At 66.1% G+C, this 11,926-nt stretch carries 10 protein-coding genes and 1 pseudogene; 9 read left to right on the top strand and 2 right to left on the bottom strand.

All coding sequences use genetic code 11. The features are described from left to right. Positions 1 to 132 precede the first annotated feature (132 nt). Positions 133 to 1,947 (top strand): 30S ribosomal protein S1, encoded by a 1,815-nt coding sequence (locus O9271_RS13505; protein ID WP_291261021.1) that lies wholly within the window; start codon positions 133 to 135, stop codon positions 1,945 to 1,947. A 307-nt stretch (positions 1,948 to 2,254) separates the two neighbouring features. On the opposite strand, the gene O9271_RS13500 is transcribed toward O9271_RS13505, so the two are convergent. Continuing rightward, entirely contained in the window at positions 2,255 to 2,794 is a 540-nt protein-coding gene (locus tag O9271_RS13500; protein ID WP_298270626.1) for a hypothetical protein, read from the bottom strand. Between the two features lie 463 nt (positions 2,795 to 3,257). On the opposite strand from O9271_RS13500, the gene O9271_RS13495 reads away from it, so the two are divergent. The 4 genes from O9271_RS13495 to O9271_RS13480 all read left to right on the top strand — a co-directional run bounded on the left by O9271_RS13495 (position 3,258) and on the right by O9271_RS13480 (position 8,243). Further along, positions 3,258 to 4,796: an acyl-CoA carboxylase subunit beta gene (locus O9271_RS13495; RefSeq protein WP_343213918.1), complete on the top strand. Its 1,539-nt coding sequence runs from the start codon at positions 3,258 to 3,260 to the stop codon at positions 4,794 to 4,796. Positions 4,797 to 4,804: 8 nt separating this feature from the next. Further along, positions 4,805 to 6,343, top strand: a complete 1,539-nt coding sequence (accC, locus tag O9271_RS13490; RefSeq protein WP_298270621.1) for an acetyl-CoA carboxylase biotin carboxylase subunit — start codon at positions 4,805 to 4,807, stop codon at positions 6,341 to 6,343. Between the two features lie 62 nt (positions 6,344 to 6,405). Next, positions 6,406 to 7,740: a TRAM domain-containing protein gene (locus O9271_RS13485; RefSeq protein ID WP_298270619.1), complete on the top strand. Its 1,335-nt coding sequence runs from the start codon at positions 6,406 to 6,408 to the stop codon at positions 7,738 to 7,740. Further along, on the top strand, positions 7,737 to 8,243 hold the full coding sequence (locus tag O9271_RS13480; RefSeq protein WP_298270617.1) for a biotin/lipoyl-containing protein: 507 nt from the start codon (positions 7,737 to 7,739) through the stop codon (positions 8,241 to 8,243). The genes O9271_RS13485 and O9271_RS13480 overlap by 4 nt, the downstream gene beginning before the upstream one ends. Before the next feature lie 48 nt (positions 8,244 to 8,291). Here O9271_RS13480 and mscL read toward each other — a convergent pair. Further along, a pseudogene (mscL, locus tag O9271_RS13475) lies at positions 8,292 to 8,624 on the bottom strand (large conductance mechanosensitive channel protein MscL); the annotation flags it as partial. A 316-nt stretch (positions 8,625 to 8,940) separates the two neighbouring features. Here mscL and rplM point away from each other — a divergent pair. The 4 genes from rplM (at position 8,941) to tsf (ending at position 11,924) form a co-directional block, all read left to right on the top strand. Next, positions 8,941 to 9,390: a 50S ribosomal protein L13 gene (gene rplM / locus O9271_RS13470; RefSeq protein ID WP_291261013.1), complete on the top strand. Its 450-nt coding sequence runs from the start codon at positions 8,941 to 8,943 to the stop codon at positions 9,388 to 9,390. Continuing rightward, positions 9,390 to 9,779, top strand: a complete 390-nt coding sequence (gene rpsI, locus O9271_RS13465) for a 30S ribosomal protein S9 (protein ID WP_298270612.1) — start codon at positions 9,390 to 9,392, stop codon at positions 9,777 to 9,779. Before rplM ends, rpsI begins: the two co-directional genes overlap by 1 nt. 147 nt (positions 9,780 to 9,926) lie before the next feature. Continuing rightward, positions 9,927 to 10,877 carry a 30S ribosomal protein S2 gene (gene rpsB, locus O9271_RS13460; protein ID WP_298270610.1) on the top strand — a complete coding sequence of 317 codons (951 nt, stop codon included), beginning with the start codon at positions 9,927 to 9,929 and terminating at the stop codon, positions 10,875 to 10,877. Positions 10,878 to 11,042: 165 nt separating this feature from the next. Next, positions 11,043 to 11,924 (top strand): translation elongation factor Ts, encoded by an 882-nt coding sequence (gene tsf / locus O9271_RS13455; protein WP_298270608.1) that lies wholly within the window; start codon positions 11,043 to 11,045, stop codon positions 11,922 to 11,924. Positions 11,925 to 11,926 lie beyond the last annotated feature (2 nt).

The following is an 11,926-nucleotide window of genomic DNA, read 5'->3' as shown; positions in this document are numbered from 1 at the left end:
TGGCGGGTTCCTCGTTGAGTGGGCTTGTAGCCTCCTCCCGCCCCCCCTATGTTTCGGGGTTCCGGTGTTTCCCTCTTCCCCTCATCTCGGCGCGGCGAGTGCAGTTCCGCGATTCTGGAGAAATCTCACCGTATGAGCACTGAACTGAGCCCCGAGCTCGCCGCTGAAATCGCCGCCGCCGAAGAAGCGGACCTCAACGACGATGCGCCCGTGTACGGCAAGCTGACGGCGCGCGAAAAGCGCGATCTGCAGAAGAGCCAGCTGCGCCCCCTCGCGAACCGCCGCCCTGAGCTGTACGAAGAGGACGAGTTCACGTCCGACGAGTACGAGCGCATGCTGGAGCTGTACAACGGCACGCTCGCGTCGATCGAAGAAGGGGAAATCGTCAAGGCGCACGTTCTCGAGATTCGCGAGAACCTGGTCGTGCTGGATATCGGCTTCAAGTCCGAAGGCACGATCCCGCTCGAAGAATTCAAGGACATGCCCGACCTCAAGGCGGGCGACGAAGTTGAAGTCCTGCTCGAGCATCTCGAGGATCAGGAAGGCTCGGTCGTCCTGTCCAAGAAGAAGGCCGACTTCATGCGCGTGTGGGAGCGCATCCGCGTAGCCTACGAGAGCGACCAGCCGGTCGAGGGCACCCTCGTCAAGAAGATCAAGGGTGGCGTGGTCGTTGACCTCATGGGCGTCGACGCGTTCCTCCCGGGCTCGCAGATCGCGCTGCGCCGCGTGCCCAACATCGACGAGCTGCTGGGACAGAAGTACGAGTTCAAGATCATCAAGCTCAACAAGCGTCGTCGCAACATCGTGGTGTCGCGTCGCGTGATCCTCGAGACCGAACGCGCGGGCAAGCGCGAGAAGCTCATGAAGGAGCTCGCGAAGGATCAGGTGCGCAAGGGCGTCGTCAAGAACATCACCGACTTCGGTGCATTCATCGATCTCGGTGGCGTGGATGGCCTGCTGCACATCACCGACATGTCGTGGGGCCGCATCTCGCATCCGAGCGAGATGGTCCAGATCGGCATGGAGCTCGAGATCAAGGTGCTGGATATCGATTGGGAGCGTGAGCGCATCTCGCTCGGCCTCAAGCAGCTCCAGAGCTACCCGTGGAAGGACGTGGCCGCCAAGTACCCGGTGGGGACGCGCGTCAACGGCAAGGTCGTGTCGATCACGAACTACGGCGCGTTCATCGAGCTCGAGCCCGGCATCGAAGGCCTCGTGCACATCTCCGAGATGAGCTGGACGCGCAACGTCCGTCATCCCTCCAAGATCGTGTCGATCGGCGAAGCTATCGAGGCGGTGGTGCTCAAGGTCGACGAGACCGAAGAGAAGATCTCGCTGGGTATGAAGCAGACCGAGCAGGATCCGTGGGTTATCTTGCCGCTCAAGTACCCGGTGGGTACCCGTATCAACGGCAAGGTGCGCAACCTGACGTCGTTCGGCGCCTTCGTGGAAATCGAGCCGGGCATCGACGGCCTCATTCACATCTCCGATATGTCCTGGACCAAGCGTGTCCAGCATCCGTCGGAAGTGGTGAAGAAGGGTGATGCGGTGGATGTGGTCATCCTCAACATCGACAGCGAAAACAAGCGTATCTCGCTCGGCCTCAAGCAGGCCGAGGAAGATCCGTGGCTGCGCATCGGTGAGACCTACCCGGTGGGCACCGAGCTCCCGGGCAAGGTCGTGCGTCTCATGGACAAGGGCGTGGTCGTCGATCTCGGCAACGACATCGAAGGCTTCGTGCCGGTCAGCCAGCTCAACCCGGAAGGCACGGTCACCAATCCCGCGGACTTCGCGTGGGAAACGATGAACCTCGTCATGCGCGTGCTCGAGGTGGATCCCATCCACCGCCGGATCGTGCTGGCCGTGACGTCGGTGCCGGAAGAGCAGCCGCCCAAGCCCGCCGAGCCGAGCAAGGTGCACAGCTCGGAAGACGAACTCGGGCTGTAATTCACCGCGATTGCGCAGCGTAGGGCGGACGGCCCCGGCATCCTCAGGATGCCGGGGCCGTCGTGGTTTCGGTGCAGTGAGGACACACCAGGTGGACACGATTCCTGTGCCAGCTCGACGAACCTCGCGCTCGTTACGCAGTCATTGTCACTGCCGCACGTGCTGGTGACCTGGTTTCTCCGGCAGAGACAGTCGCCGTAACGACATGGGGCGTGAATTCCTCCAGGGGGGTTGCAGCGTTCACGCCCCAATGCCGTGCGTCGAAACGAAGTGTTCCCACAGTGAAACGACCGTAAGCGGAGCGGTGTCAGCGACCCACAATGAGCGGCGAATCGCTGTCTGGCGCTTCCGCGTCTGCTCGTCGTGCCTTCCTCGCCACATCCCTTCGCTGGTGCCCGAGCGAGGCGAAGCCGAATACAGCCAGCAACAGAAAGCCAAAGACGAAAAGCACGCTCACGAGAGCGACGCGGGCCGTCGTCGTCATGAATTGGCCAGCCATCTGCGAGCTCACGATGCTCTTGAGTTCCTGCGCGTCGAGGACGAACAGGACGACCGAGCCCGCAATGCCGAGGGAAAAGAGGGCCGCAAGCGACCCGACCAGACGCGCGAGCCCCCGCCGTTCAAGCGACCGGGCGAGCACCAGGAGCAGGCTGAGCCCGAGGAACGGGAGCAGCAGCACGCTCGACAAGGCGTTGGCGGCGCCAAAGCGCCACTGGATATTGCCGAGCTGAAGGGGCCAGATCTGCGACGCGGCCTGAACGAACGGCACCAGCATGAGGAGCCACGCCGCAAGAAAGAGGGTGCGACGTGCCGGGGCGTCGTCGTGAAGGTCGGGAGAGTCGGACATGGGAAGGACTCAGGGTGGGAAAGCGGTGATCACGTCGGTACAAGGACGCACGCACCCCCTCGCAAGGCACGTTCCAGCGAACCCGGCCGACAGGAGCAACCGGTCGGCGCGCGGCGACCAGCATGTCGGGCGGCGGGAATGTAGCTCGTCGGCCGGTGGAACGCTTCAGTCACCGAAGGCCCCGGCGGATCGCTACACAGATGGCGCTTGGCGAGGCAGCGAAGCAGGTCGTCACCCGCCTCGACTTCAATCCGGCGTAGGTCAACGGCACGTCGGCGAAGGTGACCCTCACGAGCATCAACAAGCCGTAAAGGGGAGGGTCGGGGCGCGGCCGGCGCCCTCCCGACTGGCAGCTTCCTCCATGTAGGCAGGAGGAGCCGGTCGGAATTGGACCGGCTCCTCGTTTTTCGCGTGGCGCGCGCTAGCTTCCCGCGGCATGACCCACTCCACTCCCCCATCGGCTATGCGCGACAGGCTTGAGCGCCTCGCGCTCGCGCGCGAGGCTTCGGAACTCGGCGGCGGTGCCGCACGCATCGCGCAGCAGCACGCCAAGGGCAAGCTCTCGGCACGCGAGCGTCTCGACGTGCTCCTCGACGACGGCTCCTTCGTGGAACTCGATCGGTTCGTGACCTCGCGGACGCTCGGCGAGGGCGAGTCACCCATCTACGGCGATGGCGTGGTGACCGGCCACGGGCGTATCGAGGGGCGACTGGTGTACGTCTTCTCCCAGGACTTCACCGTCTTCGGGGGGTCGCTCTCGGAAGCGCACGCGGCCAAGATCTGCAAGGTCATGGATCTCGCCCTGCGAAACGGCGCACCCGTGATCGGCCTCAACGACTCCGGGGGCGCGCGCATCCAGGAGGGGGTGGTGTCACTCGGCGGCTACGCGGACATCTTCCTCAAGAACACCCTGGCCTCGGGCGTCATTCCGCAGATTTCCGCCATTCTTGGTCCGTGCGCCGGTGGGGCGGTGTATTCACCCGCCATTACCGACTTCATCTACATGGTGAAGGGTACGAGCTACATGTTCGTTACGGGGCCGAACGTGGTGAAGACGGTCACGCACGAGGACGTGACCATGGAGCAGCTGGGCGGGGCCGACACGCATGCCGGCACCAGCGGCGTAGCGCACTTCGCCTGCGATTCGGAGCTGGCCTGCCTGCAGCATATCCGGGAGCTCTTCCGCTACGTGCCCAGCAACAACGTGGACGATCCGCCGCGCGGTGCCGGCCGGGATCCCAGTGACCGACGCGAGGCGTCGCTGCTGGACGTGGTGCCCGACAATCCGAACAAGCCGTACGACATGCGCGAGGTCATCACCCGCATTGTCGACGACGGGCACTTCTACGAAGTGCAGCCGGACTATGCCGCCAACATACTGGTGGGCTTTGCACACCTCGGCGGTCACAGCGTGGGCATTGTCGCGAATCAGCCGGCCGTGCTGGCCGGCGTGCTGGACATCAACGCCTCGCTCAAGGCCGCGCGTTTCGTGCGCTTCTGCGATTGCTTCAACATCCCGCTCGTCACCTTCGAGGATGTCCCGGGGTTCCTTCCCGGTGTGGCCCAGGAGCACGGTGGCATCATCAAGCATGGTGCCAAGTTGCTGTATGCCTACTGTGAGGCGACGGTGCCGAAGCTCACGGTCATTACGCGCAAGGCCTACGGCGGCGCGTACGACGTGATGAGTTCGAAGCACATTCGCGGTGACTACAACGTGGCATGGCCCACGGCGGAGATTGCCGTGATGGGACCGAAGGGGGCCGTGGAGATCCTCTATCGCAAGGAGATTGCGGACGCGGCCGATCCGCAGGCCGCTCTGGACGCCCGCGTGGCCGAGTACACGGAGAAGTTCGCCAATCCCTACATCGCCGCGGCACGTGGCTATGTCGACGATGTGATCGATCCACGGGAGACCCGTCCGCGCCTCATCGAGGCGCTCGCCACCTTGCGTGGCAAGCGTGATCGGAACCCGCCGAAGAAGCACGGAAACCTGCCGCTGTGAGCCGCGCGATGTTCACGAAGATTCTGGTGGCCAACCGCGGCGAGATCGCCCTGCGGGTCATTCGTGCCTGTCAGGAGCTGGGCGTGAAGACGGTGGCCGTGTACTCGGAGGCCGATGCCGGAGCGCCGCACGTGCGGGAGGCCGACGAGGCCGTACTCGTGGGCCCGGCACCGTCGAGCCAATCGTACCTGGTCGGGGAGCGCCTCATCGAGGTGGCCAAGCGGGTGGGGGCCGAGGCCGTGCACCCGGGGTACGGCTTCCTTTCAGAGCGCGCGTGGTTTGCGCGTGCGGTACGTGAGGCCGGCCTGGTCTTCATCGGCCCTCCGGCTGAAGCGATCGAGGCCATGGGCAGCAAGACCGCCGCACGGCAGCTTGCCATTGCCGCCGGGGTACCCGTGGTGCCCGGCAATACCGAAGGCGTGAAGGACGCAGCCGAGGCGCTGGCTATCGCCGAGACATACGGCTTTCCGGTGCTGCTCAAGGCGGCGGCGGGTGGCGGCGGCAAGGGGATGCGCATCGTGCGCACGCCCGACGAACTGGCCGCCGCACTCGACAGCGCTCGGCGTGAGGCACGGAACGCCTTCGGAGACGACGCCGTGTACCTCGAGAAGTACATCGAGGGGCCCCGACATGTGGAGATCCAGGTGCTCGCCGACACGCACGGCAACGTGGTGCATCTGGGGGAACGCGAATGCTCCGTGCAGCGCCGTCACCAGAAGATGATCGAGGAAGCCCCCAGTGTGGCCGTTACGCCGGAGCTTCGGGCGCGCATGGGTGCCACGGCGGTGGCAGCCGCACGGGCGGCCGGGTACGTGAACGCCGGCACCTGCGAATTCCTCCTCGATCGTGATGGGCAGTTCTATTTCCTGGAGATGAACACGCGCATTCAGGTCGAACATCCCGTGACCGAGCTGGTCATGGGACTCGACCTTGTGCAATGGCAGATTCGCGTGGCGGCCGGTGAAGCGCTGCCCTTCGCCCAGAAGGAGTTCACGCCGCGTGGATGGGCCATCGAGTGTCGCATCACCAGTGAGGATCCGGAGAACGGATTCCTTCCCAGTACCGGGCGCATCGAGTATCTGCACCTGCCGAGCGGCCCCGGCGTCCGATGGGACGGTGGCATCGAAGCGGGCAGCGAGGTGGGGCTGCACTACGACCCGATGCTGGCCAAGCTCATCGTCCACGCGCCCACCCGTGCACTGGCCATCGCGCGCATGCGGCGCGCCCTGCACGAGCTCACCATCGATGGGATCGAGACGTCGCGGGGGTTCCATCTGCGCGTCATGGACGATCCCGAGTTTCAGGCCGGCGACATCAGCATCCAGTGGCTCGAGCAGCGGCTTTCGTCGCTCACGGCGCCGCGCACGGATGCGGCGACCTTGAAGCTCGCGGCCATCGCCGCGGCCCTAGTGGCGCACGAAGAGCGCACGGCGGGGCGGACCAGCAGCGCTGACCGCCGCGGTGACAGCGCGTCGTCGTCCAGTGGCGCGCCGGACAGCCCGTCGTGGGTCGCGGAGGCGCGCCGCGAGGGGCTGCGCCGCTCGTGAATCGTCGTTCCCCCCGCGGGCGAGCGGGCACCGGACACCGCCCGACGCGTCTTCCGGAGTCGGTGCAGGTCGTTACCATCGACCGTATCGCGGCCGGAGGAGATGGTGTTGGGCGGACCGAGGGGTTGGCTGTCTTCGTGCCGCGCACGGCGCCGGGCGATGTGGTGCAGGTGGCGTATGTGACCCACGCGCGCCACGGGCGGGGCCGCGTGTTGCAGGTGCTGACCCCGTCGGCCGACCGGGTCGCGCCGGAATGCGTGCACTACGAGCGGGACCGGTGCGGCGGGTGCCAGCTGCAGCACCTGTCGCTGGAGGCGCAGCGCAATGCGCGCCGCCATATCGTCCAGGACACGCTGGCTCGCATTGGGAGACGGACGGTGCCCCTGCCAATGCTCGAGTACGGGGCGGCGTGGGAGTATCGGAGTCGACTGTCGCTCACGTTACGCCGCCGTGGCACCAGCTGGGTTGGCGGCCTGCACCCGCACGACGACGCCACGCGCATCTTCCCGCTCGAGACCTGTCGGATTGCGCATCCCGCGCTCGTGGCGGTGTGGACGGCCGTGCGCGCCGTCCTGCGGGCAGGCGAGGCGGCGTTGCCCGGGGTGGCGCTGCCCAGCGGGGGCGTCAGCCCGGTGGAGATGCTGCGGTTACACCTGCGTCTCGATGCACCCGACGCGGCCGATGCGTCCCCAGGGGTGAGCGTGGTGATCGAGGGGGGGACCGCTTGGCCGGAGGAACGGCGGTGGGCCGATGCCGTACAACAGGCCGACGACCGCATACGCGGGGTCTGGTGGACGCCCGATCGAGTGGCCGACATCCCCGCCACCGCGCGCCCGGTCTCCGAATACGCACCGCAGGCACAAGAGGCGATGGCGTTTGCCCAGGTGAACAACGATTTGGCCGCACGGCTTCGTGAGTTCGTCTTTGACGCTGTGCAAGCGTTCGGGCCAAGCCGCGTCCTTGACGGCTACGCCGGCAGTGGCCTGCTCTCGGCGCGCCTCGCGGCGGCAGGCGTGGCGGTCGTGGCTGTGGAAGCCGATCGGGCAGGGGCAGGTGCCGCGGCGGCGCGATTGGAGGCGCTGGGCGAACAGGCCGCCAGTGCGCGGGTGGTGTGCGACCTGATGGAAGAGGCCGTCGGAACGCTCGACCTGCCAGCGGAGGTGGTGGTGGTCAATCCGCCGCGGCGCGGGCTGCATCCCGATGTGGCGCTGTGGTTGGAGGCACCGGCGCAGCGCGCCGTGCAGGGCATCGTGTACGTCAGTTGCGATCCGGCCACCCTGGCCCGGGATCTGGCGCGCCTTCCCTCGTGGCAGGTGGGGGAGGTGCGATGCTTCGACATGTTTCCGCAGACGGCCCACGTGGAAACCGTGTGTGTGCTGCGACGGGAGATCGCATGAAATACCTGGTGGACATCAACGGCGAACGCCTGACCGTGGAGCTGGACGGCGGCCACGCGACCATCGACGCCGAGCGTGTGGAGGTATCGCTCAGTGCGATACCCGGGACGCCCGTCCGATTGGTGCGGATCGGAGAACAGATCCATCGGGTGGTCGCCCGCCGCGGCGGCGAACGAGGTCGGTGGCAACTCGACCTCGATGGCGCGCGACTGGAGGTCGAGGCGCTGGACGAGCGCATGCGGGCAATCAAGGACCTGACGGCGGCGGCGGCGGTCTCGAGCGGGCCCGCGCCGCTCGTGGCCCCCATGCCCGGGTTGGTCGTGCGGGTGGCCGTGTCCGTTGGCGATGTCGTCAGTGCCGGCCAGGGGCTGGCCGTCATCGAGGCCATGAAGATGGAGAACGAGCTTCGCGCGTCGTCTGCCGGCGTGGTCACGGCGATTCGGGTGACGCCGGGGGAGGCTGTGAACAAGGGGGCCGTGCTCATCGAGCTGGCGGCCCCCTGATCGGTTACTTCCGCCGGGCGCCAGGCGCCCGACTCACCCCTTCGCGGGCTCGTTTCGACGCATGCGGTTCACGCCCTTGATGACCAGGAACAGGGTGAATGCCACAATGAGGAACGTGAGCACCTGATTGAGGAACAGGCCGTAGGCGACGGTGGGCGCCCCGGCCTTCTTGGCCTCCTCGAGGGTGGTAAAGGTGCCCCCACCCACGGTAAGGAACCGATTGGTGAAGTCGATGCCCCCGGTGAGCAGCCCCACGACGGGCATGATGATGTCGCTGACCATGCTGTCGACGATTTTCTGGAACGCGCCGCCGATGACGACGCCAATGGCGAGGTCCATCACGCTGCCCTTCATGGCGAATTCCTTGAACTCCGACACCATCGACATGTTCGACTCCGGGGAGAGGGGTGGGGGCGGCAGCCTCATCGCTACCGTCAGTTGCCGGGCGCACAATGGGGAAGCGCGCGGGGGTGGGCAAGGGGTGCCCTTCATCCAAGGGGCCGGCTGGGCCGTTTGGCACAAGCTCCACGTTGACAGGCACTTCTGAGCTGTGTAAGCTAAGGGTCTGTCCCGTTTTCAGGCACAGGCGCCGGAAGGTGCGCCGTCGTCTGTTTAGAAACCCTTTGTCGGGGGCCGACCCGCGGGCGATGTGTCTCCGGTCCACGGCTTCTCCGCAACACGCACGGATCACGTTAGCATGAAGACCTACAGCGCGACCCCGAAGGATATCGACCGTCGGTGGTACATCGTCGACGCGGAAGGAATGGTCCTTGGCCGGCTCGCGTCGGAAGTCGCGAAGATCATCCGCGGCAAGCACAAGCCCATGTTCACGCCGCACATGGACACGGGTGACTTCGTCATCGTGATCAATGCGTCCAAGGTGCAGGTCACGGGCCGCAAGGCCGAGCAGAAGACCTATTTCAGCCACACCGGCTACATGGGCCACGAGAAGCACACCCCGTTCGCCACGATGCTGGCGAAGCACCCGGAGCGTGTGATCGAGAAGGCTGTGTACGGCATGCTCCCGAAGACCGCACTCGGTCGCCAGGTGCTGCGTCGCAAGCTGCGTGTCTTCGCCGGCGCCGAGCACCCGCACATTGCGCAGAGCCCGGCCAAGCTTTCCTTCTCCACTGCCGAGGCCAAGTAATGTCGGAACAGATCAACGCCGTTGGCCGTCGCAAGGAGGCGGTCTGCCGCCTCTACCTCTCGCCCGGCACGGGCAAGTGGGAAGTGAACGGTCGTACGCTGGGTGACTACTTCCCCCGGCCGACCCTGGTGTCGGCCATTCAGCAGCCGTTCATGCTCACCGACTCGCTCGGCAAGTACGACGTGAAGGCCGTGCTCGACGGCGGCGGCATGTCGGGCCAGGCGGGGGCGGTGCGCCTCGCGGTGGCGCGTGCGCTCGTGAAGGTGGACGAAACGAACAAGAAGAAGCTTCGTGAGTTCGGGCTGCTCACGCGCGATGCGCGTGAGGTCGAGCGCAAGAAGCCGGGCCGCGCTGGCGCCCGCAAGCGCTTCCAGTTCTCGAAGCGCTAAGCAGATGGCGCCGGTGGGGCTCTCCCCGGCGCGCTGCCCAGCATATCTCACACGTGGTCCGAGCCGATGGCGGGTGCTGTGCCTCCAGGCACAGTCGCCATCGGCGGTGACGATCACGGACGACTCCAAACACCCAGGTATCTCATCATGGCCAGTCCGTCCCTCGAGCAGCTGCTCGCCGCGGGCGTCCACTTCGGGCATCAGACCCGACGCTGGAACCCGAAGATGCGCCGGTTCATTTTCGCCGAGCGCAACGGCATCCACATCATCGACCTGCAGAAGACGCTCCGCCAGATCGAACTGGCGCAGAAGCTCGTCCGCGAGGTCGTCCTGCGCGGCGAGAACGTGCTGTTCGTCTGCACCAAGCGCCAGCTCGCGGCCATCGTGCGCGACGAGGCCGCGCGCTGCGGCGGGATGTTCGTAACCGAGCGCTGGCTCGGCGGCATGCTCACCAACTACCAGACGGTCAAGAAGCAGGTCAAGAAGCTGAAGGAGCTTGAGGCCGGCAGCGAAGATGGCTCGCTCGCGAACTACACCAAAAAGGAACAGCTGCTCATGTCGCGTCAGCGCGAGAAGCTGTCCAAGTACCTCTCCGGCATCAAGTCGATGAACCGCCTTCCGGGGCTCCTGTTCATCATCGACTCGAAGAAGGAGCGCATCGCCGTTTCCGAAGCCAACAAGCTGGGCGTGCCGATCGTAGCTATCGTCGATACGAACGCCGATCCGGACCTCATCACGGTACCCATCGCGGGCAACGACGATGCCATTCGGTCGGTGGAGCTGATCACCAAGGTGATTGCCGACACCATCGACGAGGCGCGTCGCGAGGCGCCGAGCCGTCCGTCGGAAGAAGAGCAGGAGACCTACACGTTCTCCAGCGACCGTGGGGCAGAGCGCGCCGATCGTGGCGATCGTGGAGGGCGTGGCGGTGAAAACCGTGGTGGCGGCGACCGCAGTGGCAACAACGACCGCGGTGGACGCCCGCGCCGCCGTCGGGCGAAGCCGGAAGCCATCGCCGCGCGCCTGAAGGGTGGCGACGCCCCCGCCGGCGAGAGTGATGCCGGTGAAGACGCCGGTTCCGCCGACAGCGCCGAGTAACCGCCGACGTTCCGCTCGGTTTCCGATGGCGGTGGCCACTCGCGCTGCTGCCGAGGATGTTGAAACGCGACGCCGCCGGCTCTTCCCGGCGGCGTTGTTGTAGCACAGAGCAGTACCTTCCCAGTACCGACCACGCACACTTCAGCGATAGACAGGGACTCGACGATGGCGATCACGGCCAAGGACGTAGCGGAACTCCGCCAGCGCACGGGCGCCGGCATGATGGATTGCAAGAAGGCGCTCGAGGAGAACAACGGCGACATGAACGCCGCCATCGAGTACCTCCGCAAAAAGGGCATTGCCAAGGCCGAGAAGCGTGCCGACCGCTCCACGAGCGAGGGCATCGTGGGGGGCGAAGTGTTCAACAACGGCGCGTCGGCCGCGCTCATCGAAGTCGCGTGCGAAACCGACTTCGTGGCGCGCAACGAAGACTTCGGCAAGATCGTCACGACACTCCTCGCCCACCGGATCCAGTCCACGGCGGCCGACACCGAGGCGTTCCTTGCCGAGCCGATGACCGGGAGCCCGTCGGAGTCGGTTGAAGAGTACGTGAAGGCGGCGGCGGCGAAGACTGGCGAAGCGGTGAACGTGAAGCGCACGGTGCGCTTCGACGCGGGGGCCAATGGCCAGGTGGGCATGTACCGCCATCACAACGGCAAGCTCTCCACGATCGTGCAGGTGACCGCCTCCTCCCCGGAGGTGGCCAACCACGAGGCGACGAAGGACCTGGTCAAGTACATCGCCGAGCATATCGCGGCGACTGCGCCCATTGCCGTCGACCGCCGCGGTGTGCCGGCGGAGAAGCTGGAGGCCGAGCAGCGCGTGGCGGAAGGGCAGGCCCGCGAAGCGGGGAAGCCGGAGGCCATGATCGAAAAGATCGCGACGGGCAAGGTGGAGGCGTTCCTGAAGGACGTCACGCTCATGCCGCAGCCGTGGGTCCGCGACGCAGCCATCACCATCGCGCAGCTGGTCGCCGACCATGGCAAGAAGGCGGGTGGCGAAATCACGGTGGACCGCTTCGCGCGTTTGCAGCTCGGCGCCGAGTAACG

Source organism: Gemmatimonas sp., from assembly GCF_027531815.1.
Lineage (GTDB): Bacteria > Gemmatimonadota > Gemmatimonadetes > Gemmatimonadales > Gemmatimonadaceae > Gemmatimonas.
This window is presented reverse-complemented; position numbering and strand designations above follow the sequence as displayed.

What these genes read in the sequence shown, in the direction of transcription:
- rplM (WP_291261013.1), top strand. Translation starts at nt 8,941, where the DNA reads ATGAAGACCTACAGCGCGACCCCGAAGGATATCGACCGTCGGTGGTAC.
- O9271_RS13480 (WP_298270617.1), top strand. Translation starts at nt 7,737, where the DNA reads ATGAAATACCTGGTGGACATCAACGGCGAACGCCTGACCGTGGAGCTG.
- O9271_RS13495 (WP_343213918.1), top strand. Translation starts at nt 3,258, where the DNA reads ATGCGCGACAGGCTTGAGCGCCTCGCGCTCGCGCGCGAGGCTTCGGAA.
- rpsB (WP_298270610.1), top strand. Translation starts at nt 9,927, where the DNA reads ATGGCCAGTCCGTCCCTCGAGCAGCTGCTCGCCGCGGGCGTCCACTTC.
- O9271_RS13505 (WP_291261021.1), top strand. Translation starts at nt 133, where the DNA reads ATGAGCACTGAACTGAGCCCCGAGCTCGCCGCTGAAATCGCCGCCGCC.
- rpsI (WP_298270612.1), top strand. Translation starts at nt 9,390, where the DNA reads ATGTCGGAACAGATCAACGCCGTTGGCCGTCGCAAGGAGGCGGTCTGC.
- tsf (WP_298270608.1), top strand. Translation starts at nt 11,043, where the DNA reads ATGGCGATCACGGCCAAGGACGTAGCGGAACTCCGCCAGCGCACGGGC.
- accC (WP_298270621.1), top strand. Translation starts at nt 4,805, where the DNA reads ATGTTCACGAAGATTCTGGTGGCCAACCGCGGCGAGATCGCCCTGCGG.
- O9271_RS13500 (WP_298270626.1), bottom strand. Translation starts at nt 2,794, where the DNA reads ATGTCCGACTCTCCCGACCTTCACGACGACGCCCCGGCACGTCGCACC.